The organism is Sphingomonas sp. GW821-FHT10F09, assembly GCF_058809195.1.
The window spans coordinates 40,518-57,419 of the sequence record NZ_JBXASI010000002.1 but is presented as its reverse complement, the minus strand read 5'-3'; the positions used below and the strand labels follow the sequence as shown (position 1 = coordinate 57,419).

The 16,902-nt window shown below is 71.7% G+C and carries 15 protein-coding genes and 1 riboswitch; of the genes, 3 read left to right on the top strand and 12 right to left on the bottom strand.

Features of this window, described 5'->3' with window-relative positions; all coding sequences use genetic code 11:
• Positions 1–121: 121 nt before the first annotated feature.
• Both AC1RTO_RS08235 and AC1RTO_RS08230 read left to right on the top strand, forming a co-directional pair.
• Positions 122–1,636 carry an ATPase domain-containing protein gene (locus tag AC1RTO_RS08235; protein ID WP_493160397.1) on the top strand — a complete coding sequence of 505 codons (1,515 nt, stop codon included), beginning with the start codon at positions 122–124 and terminating at the stop codon, positions 1,634–1,636.
• A gap of 1 nt (position 1,637) precedes the next feature.
• Positions 1,638–3,617 (top strand): ATP-binding protein, encoded by a 1,980-nt coding sequence (locus AC1RTO_RS08230; protein WP_493160396.1) that lies wholly within the window; start codon positions 1,638–1,640, stop codon positions 3,615–3,617.
• Here AC1RTO_RS08230 and AC1RTO_RS08225 read toward each other — a convergent pair.
• The 11 genes from AC1RTO_RS08225 to AC1RTO_RS08175 are packed head-to-tail and all read right to left on the bottom strand — an operon-like array spanning position 3,614 to position 14,360.
• Positions 3,614–4,174 (bottom strand): histidine phosphatase family protein, encoded by a 561-nt coding sequence (locus AC1RTO_RS08225; RefSeq protein ID WP_493160395.1) that lies wholly within the window; start codon positions 4,172–4,174, stop codon positions 3,614–3,616. The genes AC1RTO_RS08230 and AC1RTO_RS08225 overlap by 4 nt on opposite strands.
• Positions 4,171–4,938 (bottom strand): adenosylcobinamide-GDP ribazoletransferase, encoded by a 768-nt coding sequence (cobS, locus tag AC1RTO_RS08220; protein WP_493160394.1) that lies wholly within the window; start codon positions 4,936–4,938, stop codon positions 4,171–4,173. Before cobS ends, AC1RTO_RS08225 begins: the two co-directional genes overlap by 4 nt.
• Before the next feature lies 1 nt (position 4,939).
• Positions 4,940–5,956, bottom strand: a complete 1,017-nt coding sequence (gene cobT / locus AC1RTO_RS08215) for a nicotinate-nucleotide--dimethylbenzimidazole phosphoribosyltransferase (RefSeq protein ID WP_493160393.1) — start codon at positions 5,954–5,956, stop codon at positions 4,940–4,942.
• The gene (locus tag AC1RTO_RS08210; protein WP_493160392.1) at positions 5,953–7,413 is read right to left on the bottom strand and encodes a cobyric acid synthase; all 1,461 of its coding nucleotides are present in this window, start codon (positions 7,411–7,413) and stop codon (positions 5,953–5,955) included. Before AC1RTO_RS08210 ends, cobT begins: the two co-directional genes overlap by 4 nt.
• Positions 7,401–8,312: an adenosylcobinamide-phosphate synthase CbiB gene (gene cbiB, locus AC1RTO_RS08205; RefSeq protein ID WP_493160391.1), complete on the bottom strand. Its 912-nt coding sequence runs from the start codon at positions 8,310–8,312 to the stop codon at positions 7,401–7,403. Before cbiB ends, AC1RTO_RS08210 begins: the two co-directional genes overlap by 13 nt.
• A complete protein-coding gene (locus tag AC1RTO_RS08200; RefSeq protein WP_493160390.1) occupies positions 8,309–9,079 on the bottom strand; it encodes an ABC transporter ATP-binding protein in 771 nt (256 codons plus the stop codon). The genes cbiB and AC1RTO_RS08200 overlap by 4 nt, the downstream gene beginning before the upstream one ends.
• Positions 9,076–10,038 carry a FecCD family ABC transporter permease gene (locus AC1RTO_RS08195; RefSeq protein ID WP_493160389.1) on the bottom strand — a complete coding sequence of 321 codons (963 nt, stop codon included), beginning with the start codon at positions 10,036–10,038 and terminating at the stop codon, positions 9,076–9,078. The genes AC1RTO_RS08200 and AC1RTO_RS08195 overlap by 4 nt, the downstream gene beginning before the upstream one ends.
• Positions 10,035–10,838 (bottom strand): ABC transporter substrate-binding protein, encoded by an 804-nt coding sequence (locus AC1RTO_RS08190; protein WP_493160388.1) that lies wholly within the window; start codon positions 10,836–10,838, stop codon positions 10,035–10,037. Before AC1RTO_RS08190 ends, AC1RTO_RS08195 begins: the two co-directional genes overlap by 4 nt.
• Entirely contained in the window at positions 10,838–11,455 is a 618-nt protein-coding gene (cobO, locus tag AC1RTO_RS08185; RefSeq protein WP_493160387.1) for a cob(I)yrinic acid a,c-diamide adenosyltransferase, read from the bottom strand. Before cobO ends, AC1RTO_RS08190 begins: the two co-directional genes overlap by 1 nt.
• Positions 11,452–12,423 (bottom strand): aminotransferase class I/II-fold pyridoxal phosphate-dependent enzyme, encoded by a 972-nt coding sequence (locus AC1RTO_RS08180; protein WP_493160386.1) that lies wholly within the window; start codon positions 12,421–12,423, stop codon positions 11,452–11,454. Before AC1RTO_RS08180 ends, cobO begins: the two co-directional genes overlap by 4 nt.
• Before the next feature lie 2 nt (positions 12,424–12,425).
• Positions 12,426–14,360, bottom strand: coding sequence for a TonB-dependent receptor plug domain-containing protein (locus AC1RTO_RS08175; RefSeq protein WP_493160385.1), 1,935 nt, complete (start codon positions 14,358–14,360; stop codon positions 12,426–12,428).
• Positions 14,361–14,491: 131 nt separating this feature from the next.
• Positions 14,492–14,701, bottom strand: a riboswitch (cobalamin riboswitch).
• Between the two features lie 25 nt (positions 14,702–14,726).
• Between AC1RTO_RS08175 and cobU the strand changes: the two genes are divergently transcribed.
• Positions 14,727–15,278, top strand: a complete 552-nt coding sequence (gene cobU, locus AC1RTO_RS08170; RefSeq protein WP_493160384.1) for a bifunctional adenosylcobinamide kinase/adenosylcobinamide-phosphate guanylyltransferase — start codon at positions 14,727–14,729, stop codon at positions 15,276–15,278.
• Here cobU and treF read toward each other — a convergent pair.
• Positions 15,245–16,831: an alpha,alpha-trehalase TreF gene (gene treF, locus AC1RTO_RS08165; protein ID WP_493160825.1), complete on the bottom strand. Its 1,587-nt coding sequence runs from the start codon at positions 16,829–16,831 to the stop codon at positions 15,245–15,247. The genes cobU and treF overlap by 34 nt on opposite strands.
• Between the last annotated feature and the right edge of the window lie 71 nt (positions 16,832–16,902).

Sequence of the window (16,902 nt, the reverse complement as noted above, 5' to 3'; positions counted from 1 at the left end):
GCAAGGGTGCGCACGATCCGCACAGAGCGCGGCTATCGCGCCGGCGGTAAACCGGATAACGCGGTATGGTCGAACGGAAATTCCCTCCGGTCGTCAGGCCCCCGAAGCAGGATAGCGGCGCGTGCAGCAAGGACCGAAGATCGCTTCCACCGGAATCGCCGGGCTCGACGATATTCTCAACGGCGGGCTGACGCCCGAACGCCTGTATCTGGTCGAGGGCACGCCGGGGACGGGCAAGACCACGCTGGGGCTGGGTTTCCTGCTCGCCGGCGCCGCGGCCGGGCAGAGCGGATTGTACATCACGCTGGCGGAAACCGAGGTCGAATTGCGCGCGGTGGCGGCGACGCACGGCTGGACGCTCGATCCGATCACGCTGTTCGAGATGGTGCCGGCCGACGGCCTGGGCGACGATCAGGAACAGACGCTGCTCCATCCGAGCGAGGTCGAGCTGGGCGAGACGGTGCGCGCGATCATGGCCAAGGTCGACGCGCTGCGGCCGGCGCGGGTCATCATCGACAGCCTGTCCGAACTGCGACTGCTGGCGCAGAGCCCGGTGCGCTATCGCCGCCAGATCCTGGCGCTGAAGCATTTCTTCTCGACCCGGCAGTGCACCGTGCTGGTGCTCGACGACAAGAGCGCGAGCGGCAGCGACCTGCAATTGCACAGCATCGCGCACGGCGTGGTGTCGCTCGAACAGTTGCTGTCGGGCTTCGGGGCGCAGCGGCGGCGGCTGCACGTCGTCAAGATGCGCGGCCTGCGCTATCGCGGCGGCTATCACGATTTCGAGATCGAGCGCGGCGGCCTTGCCGTCTATCCGCGGCTGGTCGCGTCCGAACACGGCATCCGCCACGAGATGGGCTTCGTGTCGACCGGATCGCGGGAATTCGATGCGCTGCTCGGCGGCGGACTGGTCGTCGGCACCGCGACGCTGCTGACCGGGCCGGCCGGCGTCGGCAAGACCACGACGATCGTGCAATGCGTCTATGCGGCGCTGGAGCGGGGCGAGAAGGCCGCCTATTTCCTGTTCGACGAACGCGCGCCGACGCTGCTGGCGCGATCGGCAGCGCTGGGCATGGACCTGCAGCCGTTCATCGATGCCGGGCGGCTGGCGCTGCGCGCGATCGATCCGGCCGAGCTGTCGCCCGGCGAATTCGCCGCGGCGGTGCGCCGCGCGGTCGAGGAGGACGACGCGCGGGTGATCGTCGTCGACAGCCTCAACGCCTATCTCCAATCCATGCCGAGCGAGAAGTTCCTCATCCTGCAGATGCACGAACTGCTCACCTATCTAGGCCAGCGCGGCGTGGTGACGATGCTGATCCTCGGCATGCACGGGGTGATGGGCGACGTGCGCGCCGACGTCGATCTCAGCTATCTCGCCGATACCGCGGTGCAATTGCGCTATTTCGAGGCGTTCGGCGAGGTCCGCCAAGCGATCTCGGTCATCAAGACGCGCACCGCCAAGCATGAACGGACGATCCGCGAATTCCGCATCGATACGCAAGGGTTGCAGTTCGGCGAGCCGCTGACCCATTTCCAGGGGGTGCTGACCGGGGTGCCGACCTTCTCGGGCGAGGGCAAGTCGCTGCTCGCCAGCCGCGCCGATCCCGACGCCGGGCGCGGAGGGTCGGCCGGCTAGGATGGACGGCGCCGTCCTCATTCTCGCGCCGCGTGGGCGCGACGCCACCGTCGCCGCCGACCTGCTGCGCCGCGGCGGCATCGATGCGCAGGTGGTGCCGACGCTGGCGGCACTGGTCGCCGGCCTGTCCGGCGCGGTCGCGGCGGTGCTGATTACCGAGGAGGCGCTGGCGGCGGAGGACCGGTCCGCGCTGTCCGCCTGGATCGCCGCGCAGCCGACCTGGTCCGACCTGCCCTTCGTCATGCTCGCCAACGGCGGCCGCGCACCGCGATCGGCGCAGGCGACGGCGCGGGTCGGCGACCTCGGCAATGTCGTGCTGCTCGAACGGCCGCTGCATGCCGAGGCGATGCTGGGCGCGGTGCGATCGGCGATCAAGGCGCGGGTCCGACAGTATGAGGTGCGCGCCGCCGCGGCGACGCTGGAGGATGCGGTGGCGCAGCGCACCGCGGAGCTGGAATCGGCGCGGAGCAACCTCGAATTCGCGCTGGAGGCGGCGGGCATGGGCAGCTGGGAGCTCGACCTCGCCACCGGTACGATCGGGCGCAGCCTGCGTCACGACGAGATCTTCGGCTATGCCGAGCCGCAGTCGCACTGGTCGGTCGAGCGGATGCTCACGCATGTCGACCCGGCGCAGCGCGATGCGGTCGCCGCCGCCTTCCGCGCCGCGCCGCAGACCGGCAGCGTCGACGTCGAATGCGCGATCGAGGGGGCGGACGGCAGCCGCCGCTGGATCACCAAGAAGGGGCGGCTGCGCTACGACGCCGGTGGCGCCCCCGAACGGCTGGTCGGCGTGGTCACCGACGTCACCGTGCGCAAGGAAGCGGACGCGCAACTGGCGCAGGCGCAGAAGATGGAGGCGGTCGGCCAGCTGACCGGCGGCGTCGCGCACGACTTCAACAACCTCCTCACCCCCATCGTCGGCAGCCTCGACATGGTCCGGCGCCGCCACAAGGACGACGAGCGGACGCAGCGGATGGTCGGCGGCGCGCTGCAGGCGGCGGAGCGCGCGGCGACGCTGACGCAGCGGCTGCTCGCCTTCGCGCGGCGGCAGGCGTTGCAGCCAGTCGCGGTCGATATCGGCGCGCTGATCGACGGCATGGCCGATCTGATCCGCCGCTCGCTCGGCCCGACGGTCCGGGTGGTGCTGGAGGTGCCGGGCGACCTGCCGCCGGCGCGGGTCGATCCCAACCAGCTGGAGCTGGCACTGCTCAACCTCGCGATCAACGCGCGCGACGCGATGCCGGGCGGCGGGCAGCTGACGATCACCGTCGCCGCCGCCGAGGTCGACGCGCGCAACGCGGTGACGCTCACCGCCGGGCGCTACGTGCGGATCATGGCGAGCGATACCGGCATCGGCATGGACAAGGCGACGCTGGCGCGGGCGACCGAGCCGTTCTTCTCGACCAAGGGCGTCGGCAAGGGGACCGGGCTGGGCCTGTCGATGATCCATGGCCTCGCCGCGCAATCGGGCGGCACGCTGACGCTGGCGAGCGAGGCGGGACGCGGCACGCGCGTCGAACTGTGGCTGCCGGTGACGCTGGACCAGCCGAGCGCCGCCGCCGACCGGCGCAGCGAACCGGTCCCCGCGCGCCGCGCCGCCAAGGTGCTGCTGGTCGACGACGAGGAGATCGTGCGCACCGCCACCGCCGACATGCTGCGCGACATCGGCTATCAGGTGATCGAGGCGGCGTCTGGCAGCCAGGCGCTGGCGGCGATCCGCGGCGGTGTCGACGTCGAGCTGCTGGTCACCGATTATCTGATGCCGGGCATGACCGGCGCGGCGCTGATCGCCGAGCTGCGCGATACCGGCCATGGCCTGCCCGCGCTGCTCATCACCGGCTATGCCGCGACCGGCGCCGACGTGCCTGCCGACGTGCCGCGTCTGGCCAAGCCGTTCCGCCAGATCGACCTGGCAGCGCGGGTCGACGAATTGCTCCACCTGCCGCGCGGTCATGGCGGCGGCCTGCGCGTGGTGCGCTAGACCCGACTCTGGCGCGGCAGCAGGAGCCAGCTGCCGCACGGCGGCACGGCATCGATCATCCGCTCCAGCGGCTGGCCGGCGAACAGCGTGCACAGGGCGGCGATCGGGCCGCCGTGGCTGACGACCAACGTATCGGCGTCGGTCGGCAGCGCATCCCATGCGGCGCGGGCGCGGGTGGCGAGGTCCTGCCCGCTCTCGCCGCCGCCGGGGTGGAAGCCGGCGGGATCGGTCATCATTCGGTCCATCAGGTTGCCGGTCTCGCGCCAGATCGCGTGCCAGCGCCGCCCCTCCCATGTGCCGAAGTCGCGCTCCAGCCAGCGGGGATCGGCGACCAGCGGCCGGCCGGTGAGGCGTGCGATCCGCCCGGCGAGCAGGCGCGTGCGGATCGCGCCGGAATGGACGATGGTCGTGAAGGATTGCGCGGCGAGCTGCTCCGCCAGCATTCGCATCGCAATGGTGCCGGCGCGGCTCAGCCCCATGTCGGACCGGCCGTAGCAGCGCCCCGACCACGCTCTGGCAACCTCGGTGTGCCGGACGACGAGGACGCGTGCGGTCACGTTGCCGCCGCGAGCAGCGCCAGAAGCTGCGCCATATAGGCGGCAAAGCCGAGGCAGTCGCCGGTGCTGCCGCCGATCCGCGCGCGCAGGAAGCGGGCGAGCCACCAGAGCAGCAGCGCGGTTACGACCGCCGCGGCCAGCAGCGCGGTCGGGCGCAGGATCGCCAGCGGCAGCAGTCCGGGTATTGCGAGCAGCAGCGCCAGCGCGACGCGGCGCGGCGGCATACCGCTGCCCATCCGCGCGGCGGCGCCATCCGCCTGCGCCGCGGGCAGGATCGCGGCGAGCAATATGGCGCACAGCCGGGCGAGCGTCGCCGCTCCGACGATGGCCGCGACCGCAAGCGCGGGCAGCAGCGCGACGATCGCGGCGACGCGCATGGCTACCGCGAGGCCGAGCCCCAGCGCGCCATAGCTGCCGATGCGGCTGTCTCGCATGATCCGCAGCGCCGCCTCGCCGCGCGCGGTGCCGCCGAAGGCATCGCAGAAATCGGCGACGGCATCCTCGTGGAACGCTCCGGTGAGCAACGCCTCGAGCGCCAGCGCGAGCAAGGCGGCGAGCAGCGGCGGCCACCATTGGCCCGCGGCGACGAACGCGGCCGCGGTCGCCGATCCGATCAATGTGCCGACCGGCGGCAGCCACGCCATCGCACGGGCCAGTCCGTCCGCGGCCTGTTCGGGCGTCAGGCGCGCGAGGACCGGCACCGGCAACCGGGTGAGGAATTGCACCGCCAGCAGCGGCGGCGCCCAGACCGGTGCGCGGCCCATGTCAGTCGGCCCGCTCTGCACCGATCGCGTCGAGCCGCGCGACGTCGTTCAGCACCGCCGCGGCGGCATCGAGCAGCGGCAGCGCGACGAGGGCGCCGCTGCCCTCGCCCAGCCGCATGCCCCAGTCGAGCAGCGGATCGAGGCCGAGATGGGCGAGCGCGGCGGCATGGCCCGGCTCGGCGGAGCGATGCCCGGCGATCATTGCCGTCGCGGTGCCGGGCGCGAGCCGCTCGGTGACCAGCGCCGCGGCGGTGGCGACATAGCCGTCGAGCAGGAGCGTCGCGCCACGCGCTGCGCCGCGCGCAAAGAACCCCGCCATCGCCGCGATCTCATAACCGCCGACCGCGGCGATCGCACGGATCGGGTCAGTGGCGTGCGACGGTGCCGCGCGAGCGACGGCATCGGCGACGATACGCGTCTTCGCCATGAGGATCGCGTCGTCGGCGCCTGCCCCGCGGCCGACCGCATCGGCGGCGGACGTACCCGTCAGCAGCGCCGTCAGCGCGGCCGCGGGGGTCGTGTTGCCGATGCCCATCTCGCCCGCGATCAGCACCGCCGCGCCGTCGTCCGCCGCGCGATCGGCCTCATCCGCGCCGACCTGCCATGCCGCCTCGAACGCCCCCACGTCCATCGCTGCGCCATGCGCGAGGCTGGCGGTGCCGTTGGCGACGCGGGCATCGCGGAAGAACGCCGGCGGCGCGGCGACGTGCGGGCCGGCGACCCCGACATCGACCAGCCGCAACGGGCAGTCGTGCGCGCGGGCGAGGGCGTTGCTGGTCGCCCGCCCCGCCAGGATCGTCGCGACCATCATGCCCGTCACCGCCGACGGCCAGGCCGACACGCCGTCGGCGACGCAGCCGTGATCGCCCGCGAACAGTACGATCCGCCGCGGGTGGCTGCGCGCGTCGATCCGCTGCTGGGTCAGCGCGAGCCGGACCGCGAGTTCCTCCAGCTGGCCGAGGCTGCCGCGCGGCTTGGCGAGCGCGTCGAGATGCGCCCGTACGTCGGCTTCGGTCATGCGGCGATCCTTGCAAGGGCGATGAGCGCGTCGATGTCGAGCGCGCGTTCCAGCGTAGCGGCGATCCCGTCGAGTGCGGCGTCGATCACCTCGTGCCGGTCGAACCCGTCCGAGCCGATGCCGAGGGGTGCGATCAAATGCGCGCGTGCGGTGGCGCGGTCGAACAGGCCGTGGACGTAGCAGCCGGCGATCCGGCCATCGCGCGCGACGGCGCCGTCGGACGTATCGTCGTCGAATCGGAGCAGCGGCGGCGTGCCGGGATCGACTTGGGTGACCCCGGCATGGATCTCGTAGCCCGCGAAGCCCGCGTCCGATCCGGCAAAGGTGCCGATCACCGCGCGCGTCCGCTTGTCGGCGGCAATCACCGTATCGATCGGCAGCAGGCCGAGCCCGGCGACCGTCCCGGCCTCGCCCTCGATCCCCTCCGGATCGGCGACGGTGCGGCCGAGCATCTGATAGCCGCCGCAGATGCCGAGCACGCGGCCGCCGCGGCGGACGTGCGCGGCGATGTCGACGTCCCAGCCCTGCGCGCGGAGGAAGCCGAGGTCGGCGATCGTCGCCTTGGTCCCGGGCAGCAGCACCCAGGCGGCATCGCCGGGGATCGGTTCGCCGGGCGGGATCATCGCCAGCCGGATGCCGGGTTCGTGCGCCAGCGCGTCCATGTCGTCGAAATTGGCGATCCGCGACAGCATCGGCACCGCGACCAGCGCGCCCTCGCCCGCCGCCGTGTCGCGCCCCAGCGCCACCGCATCCTCCGCGGGCAGGCGCGCGGCATCGGCCAGCCACGGCACGACGCCGATGCTGCGCCAGCCGGTGCGGTTCGCGATCTCCGTCAGGCCATCGTCGAACAGCGACAGGTCGCCGCGGAACTTGTTGACGATGAAGCCGTGGATCATCGCCGCATCGGCGGGGTCGATGACCGTGCGGGTGCCGACCAGCGACGCGATGACGCCGCCGCGGTCGATATCGCCGACCAGCACCACCGGCACGCCCGCGGCGCGTGCGAAGCCCATGTTGGCGATGTCGCCGGCGCGCAGGTTGATCTCCGCCGGCGAACCCGCGCCCTCGACCACGACGATGTCCGCCTGCGCCGACAGGCGGCGGTAGGCGGCCATGACCTCGGCAAGCAGATCGGGCTTGCGACGGCGATAGTCGCCCGGCCCCATCGTGCCGCGCACCCGGCCGCCGACGACGAGCTGCGCGGTGCGGTCGCTCTGCGGCTTGAGCAACACCGGGTTCATGTCGGTGGTGGGCGCGACGCGCGCGGCGATCGCCTGCAATGCCTGCGCGCGGCCGATCTCGCCGCCGTCGGCGGTGACCGCGGCGTTGTTCGACATGTTTTGCGGCTTGAACGGGCGGACGGCGAGGCCGCGGTTGGCGAACACGCGGCAGAGGCCGGCGACCAGCACCGACTTGCCGACGTCGGAGCCGGTTCCCTGCAGCATCACAGCGCCCATGCGACGGCTCCCGTTGCGATCAACAGGCCGATGCAGGCACGCCGGTAGACGCGCAAGGCCCGGCCGAGGTCGGCAACCGACGCCGCCGGCCCGTTGCCGAGGACCGCGCGCATCGCCGGCTCGCCGTCATAGGTGACCGCGCCGCCCAGCCGTCGGCCGAGCGCCCCCGCCATCGCCGCCTCCGGCCAGCCGCCGTTGGGCGAGGCGTGGTGACGGGCATCGCGGACCATCGTCCGCCAGCCGCCGGGCCCGGCGAGGCAGATCAGCGCGCCCGACAGCCGCGCGGGCAGCCAATTGACGACATCGTCGGCGCGGGCGCAGGCCCAGCCGAACCACAGCAGCCGCGGCGTGCGGTGGCCGACCATCGAATCGGCGGTGTTGATCACCTTGACAAGGAACAGGCCCGGCAGGCCTGCGATGAGCAACCCGGCGGCGGGCGCGACGACGCCGTCGCAGAAGCTTTCCGCGAGGCTTTCGATCGCGGCGGCGGCAATGCCCGCCTCATCCAGCGCAGCGGTGTCGCGACCGACGATCATCGCCACCGCCCGGCGCGCGGCGGGCAGGTCGCCCGTGGCCAGCGGCGCGAGCACCGCGGCGACGTGATCGTGCAGGCTGCGCTGCGCGAGGCCGGTGGTGGCGACCAGCACGACCGCGACCAGGCCCCAGCCCTCGCCCGCGACATGCTGGACGATCCAGCCGAGCGCGGCGGCGAGCGTGACGAGGGTCAGCAACAGCGCCACCCCCGCCAGCCGCTGCCGCGTCGGCCCGCCGCGGTTCCAGCGCCGCTCGCAGCCCGCGATCAGCCCGCCCGCCGCCTGCACCGGATGCGGCCAGCGGCGCGGATAGCCCAGCGCCGCCTCCGCGATCAGTGTCGCGAGCAGGAGCGCCGCAGCGTTCACCGCGCGATCGGCAGGATGAAGCGCTGGCCGCCGGGGGTGACGCCGATCTCGACGTCGACGCCATAGGCCTGGGCGATCAGCGGCGCGGTCAGCACGGCGTCGGCGGGGCCGGCGGCGACGATGCCACCGCCGCGCATCAGCACCGCATCGTCGGCGATCCGCGCGGCGAGATGGAGGTCGTGCAGCACCAGCACGACGCCGCTGCCCGCATCGGCGACGGCGCGCAGCCGCGCGAGCACGTCGAGCTGGTGCGCGGGGTCGAGGCTGGCGAGCGGTTCGTCGGCGAGCAGCCAGTCGGGTTCGCCGGCCAGCACGCGGGCGAGCAGCGCGCGGCCGCGCTCGCCACCGGACAGCCGCTCGACCCCGCGGGTGCGCAGCGCGGTCATGTCGGTCGCCGCGAGCGCGCGCTCGACCGCAGTACGATCGGCGGCACCGGCGCCCCAGCGGCCGTGATGCGGCAGGCGGCCGAGGCCGACCAATGTGGCGACGTCGACGTCCCAATGCACGTCGGCGGCCTGCGGTAGGAAACCGATCCGCCGCGCTCGCTCGCGCCGGTCGAGGCCGGCGACGTCGGTGCCGTCGAGCCGGGCCGCGCCGCTATCTGGCGCGCGCAAGGCTGCGAGGCAGGACAGCAGGCTGCTCTTGCCCGCACCGTTCGGGCCGAGCAGGGCGGTGACGCGGCCGCGACGGAACGCGACGCTGATGCCATCAAGGACGCGGTTGCCGCCGAGCGACAGGCCGATGGCATCGGCGGTCAGCGCGGTCATGCGAGCCTCCGGCGCATCGCGACCAGCAGATAGAGGAAGAACGGTCCGCCGAGCATCGACATCGCGATGCCAAGCCGCAATTCGCTGACCGTCGGCAGCAGCCGCACAAGGCAATCCGCGAGCGTCAGCAACAAGGCGCCACCCAGAGCGGAGGGCAGCAGGATCGCCGAGGGCCGGTTGCCGGCGAGCGGGCGGACGAGATGCGGGACCATGAGGCCGACGAAGCCGATCACCCCGGCCGACGCCACCGCCGCGCCGACGGTCAGCGCGACCCCGGCGATCACCAGGGCCTGCAACCGCCCCGGATCGACGCCGATCGAACGCGCCGCCTGCTCGCCGAGCGTCAGCGCGTCGAGCGACCGCGCGGTGGTCGCCAGCAGCATCGCACCCAGCGCGACCAGCGGCAGCGCGATCGTCACGTCGTCCCAGCTGCGGTCGGTCAGCGCGCCCATCAGCCAGGTGACGATCTGCGACGACACGAACGGCGTCGGCGCGAGGCTGATCGCGAGCGCGGTCATCGATCCGGCGATGCTGGTCAGGATCATCCCCGCCAGCGTGAACAGGATCAGGCTGCCCGAGCGTCCCGCGATGAGCGCGAGCAGCGCCATCGTCGCCCCCGCCCCCGCCAGCGCGAACCCGGGCAGCAGCCACGCCTGCGCAGCATAGCCGAAATAGAGCGACAGCACCGCGCCGAGCGCCGCGCCCGACGACACGCCGAACAGGCCCGGATCGGCGAGCGGATTGCGCAGATAGCCCTGCATCACCGCACCCGACAGCCCCAGCGCGGCGCCGACCAGCAGCGCCAGCAGCGTGCGCGGCAGGCGCAGTTCGACGATGATGATCGAGCGCGGATCGGCCGCGGTCCAGGCATCCCACGGCACCCACACCTTGCCCGTCGCCACCGACAGCGCTGCGGCGAACAGCAGGCCGACGCCCAGGAGCATATTGAGCCGCGTCATGCGCCGATCCCCCGCCGTATCTGTCGCAACCGCACCATCGCGGCGACGATCGTCGGTCCGCCGCAATTCATCAGCCGCGTCGGATAGGGCGCGACCGCGATCCGTGCCGCCAGCCGTCGCACCGCCGGATGCGAGGTCAGCCGGTCCTCGCCGACCTCCGCCGCGCCGACCGACAGCAGCACGCGCGGCGGCTGCGCGATCAGATATTCGAGCGGCAGCACGTCCCATTTCTTGAGGCCATAGACCGCGCTCATATTGCGGAAGCCGGCAAGGGCGAGCAGTTCGTCGGGCAGCGTTCCCGCCCCCGGCACCAGCCCGCCCGATTGCCAGATTAGCGCCGGGACAGGCTTTGACGCCACCGGACGCACCGCCGCAGCGATCCGTGCCGCCAGCGCATCGCCCCGGCCCGCATGACCAGCGATGCGGGCGATGTCGCGTACCTGCTCCTCGCTCTCCGCGACCGAATCGGGCACCGGATATTGCACCAGGCGGATATGCATCCGCTTCAGCGCCGCGATCGTCGCCGGCGCGACATGCGGTCCGCTCATCACCACGTCGGGGGCGAGCGCGACGACCTCCTCCGCGGTGCCGGAGGTGGCCTTGAAGCGCGCCGCCTGCGCGAGCGGGATCGAGGTCGCGCGCGAATCCTGCGAATAATGGCTGATCCCGGCGACCTGGCCGGGATCGGCGACGTGCATCAGCACCGCGTCGATGCACGGGTTGATCGAGACGATGCGCGGACTCCGCACCGGCGCGGCCGACAGTAGCGGCAGCGCCGCGAGGGCGAGCAGCCGCCGCATCAATATTCGACCCCGCGCTGCGCCTTGAAGCCCGCCTTGTACGGATGGCGGACCTCGGTGAAGTCGGTGATGAGGTCGGCGATCGCGAGCAGTTCCGGCTTGGCGTTGCGGCCGGTAATGCAGATATGCTTGGTGAGCGGGCGCTCCTGCAGGAAGGCGACGATCTCGGCGATCGGCAGCGTGTCGTCGCGCAGCACGATGTTGAGTTCGTCGAGGATGACGAAATCGATTCCGGGGTCGAGGATCATCGCCTTCGACCGTTCCCAGGCCGCGCGCGCCGCGGCGATGTCGAGCGCGCGGTCCTGCGTGTCCCAGGTGAAGCCCTCGCCCATCACCTCGAACGTCGCGAGGTCGGGATGCGCCTCGAAGAAGTTGCGCTCGCCCGTCTCCCACTTGCCCTTCACATATTGCAGGATCGCGACCTTCAGCCCCCAGCCGATGCTGCGGATCGCCATGCCGAAGGCGGAGGAGGACTTGCCCTTGCCATTGCCGGTATGGACGATCAGCAGGCCGCGTTCGAGCGTGCGGCGCGCCTGCATCTTCTCGCGCGCCGCGGCGACGCGGGCCATGCGGGCATTGTGGCGGGTGTAATCGGTCGCGTCGTCGGCAGGGGTCATGGGCGATATCCGTCGAGAGCGGTGGCGAGGCGGGTAAGTGCGGCAGCGCCGCGCGGCAGGCCGATGCGCAGCCGGTCGGACCGGTCGGCGAACGGGCGGGTCAGGATCGCGTGGCGTGCCAGCGTCGCGAACAGGTCGTCGCGGCACGCCACCAGCCGGAACAAGGGCGCTGCGCCGACGATGGAGAGGCCGGCGCCGGCGAGCAGGTCGTCGAGCAGCACGCCCGCCTCCGCGATCCGCGCCTGCTGCGCACGACGCCAGCCGCCATCGGCATAGGCCGCCGCGCCGATCGCCACCGCGGGGCCGGATACCGGCCAGTCGCCGATCATCGCGCGAACCTGCGCCGCCAGCTGCGGGCCGGTGACGACGAAGCCGAGGCGGAGGCCGGGGAGGCCATAGAATTTGCCGAAGGAGCGGAGCACGATCAGGCGGTCCGAGGCGTGTGGACAGAGGCCGGGGGCAGGATCGGCATAGGCTTCGTCGACGACGACGGTGCAGCGGTCGGCGAGCGCTCGCAGCGTGGCGGGATCGGTGACCCGGCCGTCGGGGTTGGCGGGGCTGGCGAGCACGAACAGGTCGTGATCGGCCGCGGGCAGGTCGGCGACCGGATCGGCCGCGGGCCATGAAGCGCGATGGCCGGCATAGCCCGGGTGCAGCACCGCCACGCGCGTCGCCGGCACCAGGCCGGCGAGCAGGCGCAGCGCGAGGTCGGTCCCCGGCACCGCAATCACGCCGGCGGGATTGGCGACCCCGAACGCCTGCGCCGCGGCGGCTTCCAGCGCGGCGATCGCCGCCGGTTCGGGCAGATGATCGAGGCCGGGCGGCACGCCGGCGACCGGCCACGACCAGGGGGCGATGCCGGTCGACAGATCGATCCAGTCCTCAGCCCCGCCCCCGAACGCCGCGCGCGCCGCCGCCACCCGCCCGCCATGGGCGCAGAAGGTGGCGAGGACGCGAGGGTCGATCACAGTCAGTAGGTCAGGCGGATGCCGCCGAACGCGCCGCGACCCGGCTGCCCATATTGGTAGATCGTCTGGTAGCGCGCATCGAAGACGTTCTCGACGCGGCCGTATACCTCGAAATGGGCGCCGATCGGGAAGGACGCACGCACGTCGGTGACGACGTATCCGTCGAGCCGGCGCGCATTGGAGGCATTGTCGAAGCTGTCGCCGATCGCAGTGATCGTCGCGCCGGCGGCAAGGCCGAACGGGAAGCGGTAATCGGCGTTGACCGTGACGCTGTCGTCCGGTCGGCGGGCAAGATCGCGACCGAAATTGGCGGTGCCGGTCGAACGGTTCGTCGCGTCCAGATAGGTATAGGCGGCGCTGAACGTCAGCGCCTCAACCGGGCGCAGCAGCAGCGACAGCTCGACGCCCTGCGCGCGGGCACGGGCGATATTGTCATAGGTGCCGTTGGGCTTGCCGGTGCAGATGCCGGTCAGCGGGCGCCCGCACGAGACGAAGGTGATGAGGTCGGACGAAGTGCGCCGGAAATAGGTCGCGCTCGCCTCGACCGCACCGCCCAGTGCCTTTTGCGTCACGCCGGCGTCCCAGCCGTGCGAGCGTTCGGGATCGAGCGCGGTGTTCCCGTATTCGCTCTGCAGCTGGTACAGCGTCGGCGCCTTGAACCCTTCCGAATAGCTGGCACGCAACGCGGTCGCGCCGCCGTTGGGCGAATAGACACCGCTGCCCGAAAAGGTCGTCGCGCCACCGAAGATGTTGTGATCGTCGTGACGCACGCCCGCAGTGCCGGTCAGCCCGGCGATCGGGGTGACGGCGACCTGGCCGTAGACGCTGAAGATGCGCGCGCGGCCACGCGTCACCGGACCGCCGTAGCTCGACGTCGAGAAGCGCGACACCTCACGCTCCGCACCGAAGGTCGCGAACACCGCGGAGGTGACGTCGATCGTCCCCTGATATTCGAGCCGGTCGTTGCGGCCGATACCGCGGAACGTCTCGGTCGGGGTGCCGTCGGGGTCGACGTTGCGACGGTCGCTGTCGGTGTGCGCATAGCCGAAGCGGTTGCGGAAGCGGCCGTCGAACAATGCGGCGTTGAGGCCGGCATAGCCGATCCACTGCTCGCTTTCGCCATATTCGCGGGTATCGCCGAACACGAAGCGCGGCGCGGGGAAGCCGTCGATATCGGTGCGGCCGTTCGCGTAGAAGCCGCGCAGGTCGACCGACACGTTCTGCGCGAGCGCGATGCCGACGCTGCCGTTCGCGCTGTAGTTGCGGAAGCCGTCGCGTTCCGGGCCGGGCGCATAGGTCGAGATGCCGTCGGTGGTGTAATAGCCGCCGCCGAGGCTCGCCGACACCGGGCCGCTCTTGCCCGAAACGTTGGCGAACGCCTGCCCCGTCTCGTGCCAGCCGCCCTCGGCGCGGGCGTTGACGCTCAGCTGCTCGGTCGGCTGGCGGGTGATGAGGTTGACGACGCCGCCGATCGCCTGGCTGCCCCACAGCACCGATTGGGCGCCGCGCAGCACCTCGATACGGGCGATGTTGCCGATCAGCAGGCTGCCGAAGTTGAAGCCGCCTCCGGGCGAGGACGGATCGTTGAGCTTGATGCCGTCGATCAGCGCGACGGTCTGGTCGCTCTCCGCGCCGCGGATGTTGACCGAGGTGGTGGTGCCGACGCCGCCGTTGCGCACCACGGTGACGCCGGGCGTCTGGCGCAGCAGGTCGGAGACGGTGACCGCCTGCCGCTGCGTGATCGTCGCGGTGTCGAGCACGGTCACCGCCTGGCCGACGGTGGACGCGGGCCGCGCCTCGCGGTTGGCGGTGACGAGGATGTCGGTGCCGGCGTCGGCGGCCTGTTCGAGGCCGGTGGTCGACTGCGCGCTCTGCGCGACGGCGGGTGTCGCCGCCGCGATGCACGGCAGCAGGATCAGATAGGCGTAGGTCTTCACGATAGTCCCCCCTCGTAGCATGGACGGGGACACGCATGACGGTTCGCCGGACCGACGGTCCGTCGCGCACGACCCCAACGACGTCGTCACGCGAGGAAACCCTCGATCGCGCGGGAACACCCCGTCCGCACGAAGGACAACCGCGACGGGCAGGTCTCCTGGCTTCCGGGTCGTCGCCTTGCCCGGCCTTCCCGGATCGTCGATGATCCAGTGGCACACGAGGGGAGCAAGGCTCGCCGGTCACAGTTGCGGGGGCAGCCCCGGATGGCGAGCGACCAAAACGCTCGCTTCCGGGTTCCCTTTTCATCCCATCTCTGGGAACCTGTCGCAAACGCGCCCCTAGGGCCGGGACGGGGCGAAAGCAAGATGAAGACGATGTTCCTCGGCGGGGCCCGTTCGGGCAAGAGCCGTATCGCACAGGCCGCGGCGGAGGCGCATGACGGCGCGCTCCACTACCTCGCGACCGCAGAAGCGCATGACGACGAGATGACCGACCGGATCGCGCACCACCGCGCCGATCGCGGCGGGCGGTGGCAGACGGTAGAATGCCCCGTGCTGCTGCCCGAGGCGATTCGCGCCTGTACGGAGGGAGGCGCGGTGCTGGTCGACTGCCTGACGCTGTGGCTGAGCAACCTGATGCTCGGCGACCACGACCTTGCCGAGCGGGCCGATGCGCTGCTGGCGGCGTTCGCGGCCTGCCCGCTGCCGCTGTACGTCGTGACCAACGAGGTCGGGCTGGGCATCGTCCCCGTCCACCCGCTCGGCCGCGCGTTCCGCGACGCGGCGGGGCGGCTCAACCAGCAGGTCGCGGCGGCGATGGACACGACCTATTTTGTCGCGGCAGGCATGGTGCTGCCGTTGCAGCGCTTTCCTCCGGACCCGTCCTATCGGTCGGTCTTGCCTGCCAGATCGGGATAGCGGTCGAGGATCGCGCTGGTGACGCCGTTGGTCCAGCCGAAGCCGTCCTGCACCGGATATTCGCCGCCGCCGCCCGGGGTGCGCTCCTCGATATTGTACTTTTCCAGCATCTTGCCGGTGTCGGCATAGGCCGCCTGCACCGTGCCGAGCCAGCGCGTCGCGACCTGTTTCGCCAGCGCCGGCTCGCCGTTGGCGGCGAGTCCGGCGATCGCCACCCATTGCAGCGGCGCCCAGCCGTTGGGCTCGTCCCATTGCAACCCGGTGCGCAGCGTCGTCGTGCGCAGGCCCCCTTCCGCGAGCAGCGCCGTGCGCGTCGTCGCGGCGACCGCCTTCGCCTGCGCCGACGAGGCGATGCCGACGAACAGGGGATAGAGGATCGCGGCGTTGACGCTCGCAGTGGGCTTGCCGCTCGACAGGTCCCAGTCGGCGTAGCGCGCCGGTTTCGCCTGCCACAGATACCTGTCGATCGCCGCCTTGCGCCGCGTCGCCAGTCCCGCATAGCGCGTTGCGCAGGCGGTGTCGGCGACGGCGGCGCAGCGATCGGCGATGCGGCGTTCCATGGCGTACATCAGGCTGTTGAGGTCGATCGGGACGATGTCGGTGGTGTGGATCGTCGCGAGCGCCTTCGGATCGCGCAGCCAGCGCGAGCTGAAATCCCAGCCGCTCTCCGCGCCGGCACGCAGGTCGCGCTGCGTCGCGGTGGGAGCGCGCGGTGCGGCCTGCGCGGCGGTCGCGACGTCCTCGGCATAGGATTCGTCGCGGGGGGTGTCGCGATCGTCGTAATAGCGGTTGAGCATGCTGCCGTCGGGCATGCGGACGACGCGCAGGCAGGCGGCGGTGGCGGTGACGCAGGTCGCGCCCTTCATCCAGAAGGCATGTTCCGCCTGCAACGCCTTCAGCCGCCGCGCCGCCACCGCCGGGTCCTTGTTCTCCGACAGGTCGAGCATCAGCGCGAAATAGGGCGGCTGCGAGCGCGAGAGATAATAGGTGCGCGTGCCGTTGGGGATATGGCCGTAGCGTTCGATCAGGCTGGAAAAATCGTCGAGCATCGATTCGACGAGCGGCTGCTGGCCGTCGACCTCCAGCCCCAGCATGGTGAAATAGCTGTCCCAGTAATAGATTTCGCGGAAACGACCGCCGGGGACCACATAGGGCGCGGGCAGCGGCAGCGCCGAGCTGCCCGCAACCGGCACGACCGGCTGGCGGACGAGCTGCGGCCACAATGTGCGGACATGGGTGCGCAGGTCGGTGGTGCCGCGGTCGTTCTCTCCGGGCACGATGAAATTGGCGAGCACGAACGCCTTGAGCGCCGGCCCCTGCGGGCGGGTGCGCGCATAATCGGCGAGGATCGCGGCGGGGTCGCGCTTCGGCACCGCGTCGACGAAGGTCTTGCCGTCCGCGAACACGCGCTGCTGCTGCACCGCGCCGAACAGCGGGCCGTAGATGTCGGCCGGCGACCGCACGCGCGTAACGACCCCGGGCGCCTGCTGCGCAGCGGTCACGGCGGGCAGCGCCAGCGATGCCAGCAGGGCGAAACGGCAGAGGCTTTTCATCACGGCGGATCATCCAGCAAAAAGGGCCGATCGCCTTTTGCCGGGCGCGGCGGTGCAAGGGAAGCCTTGCC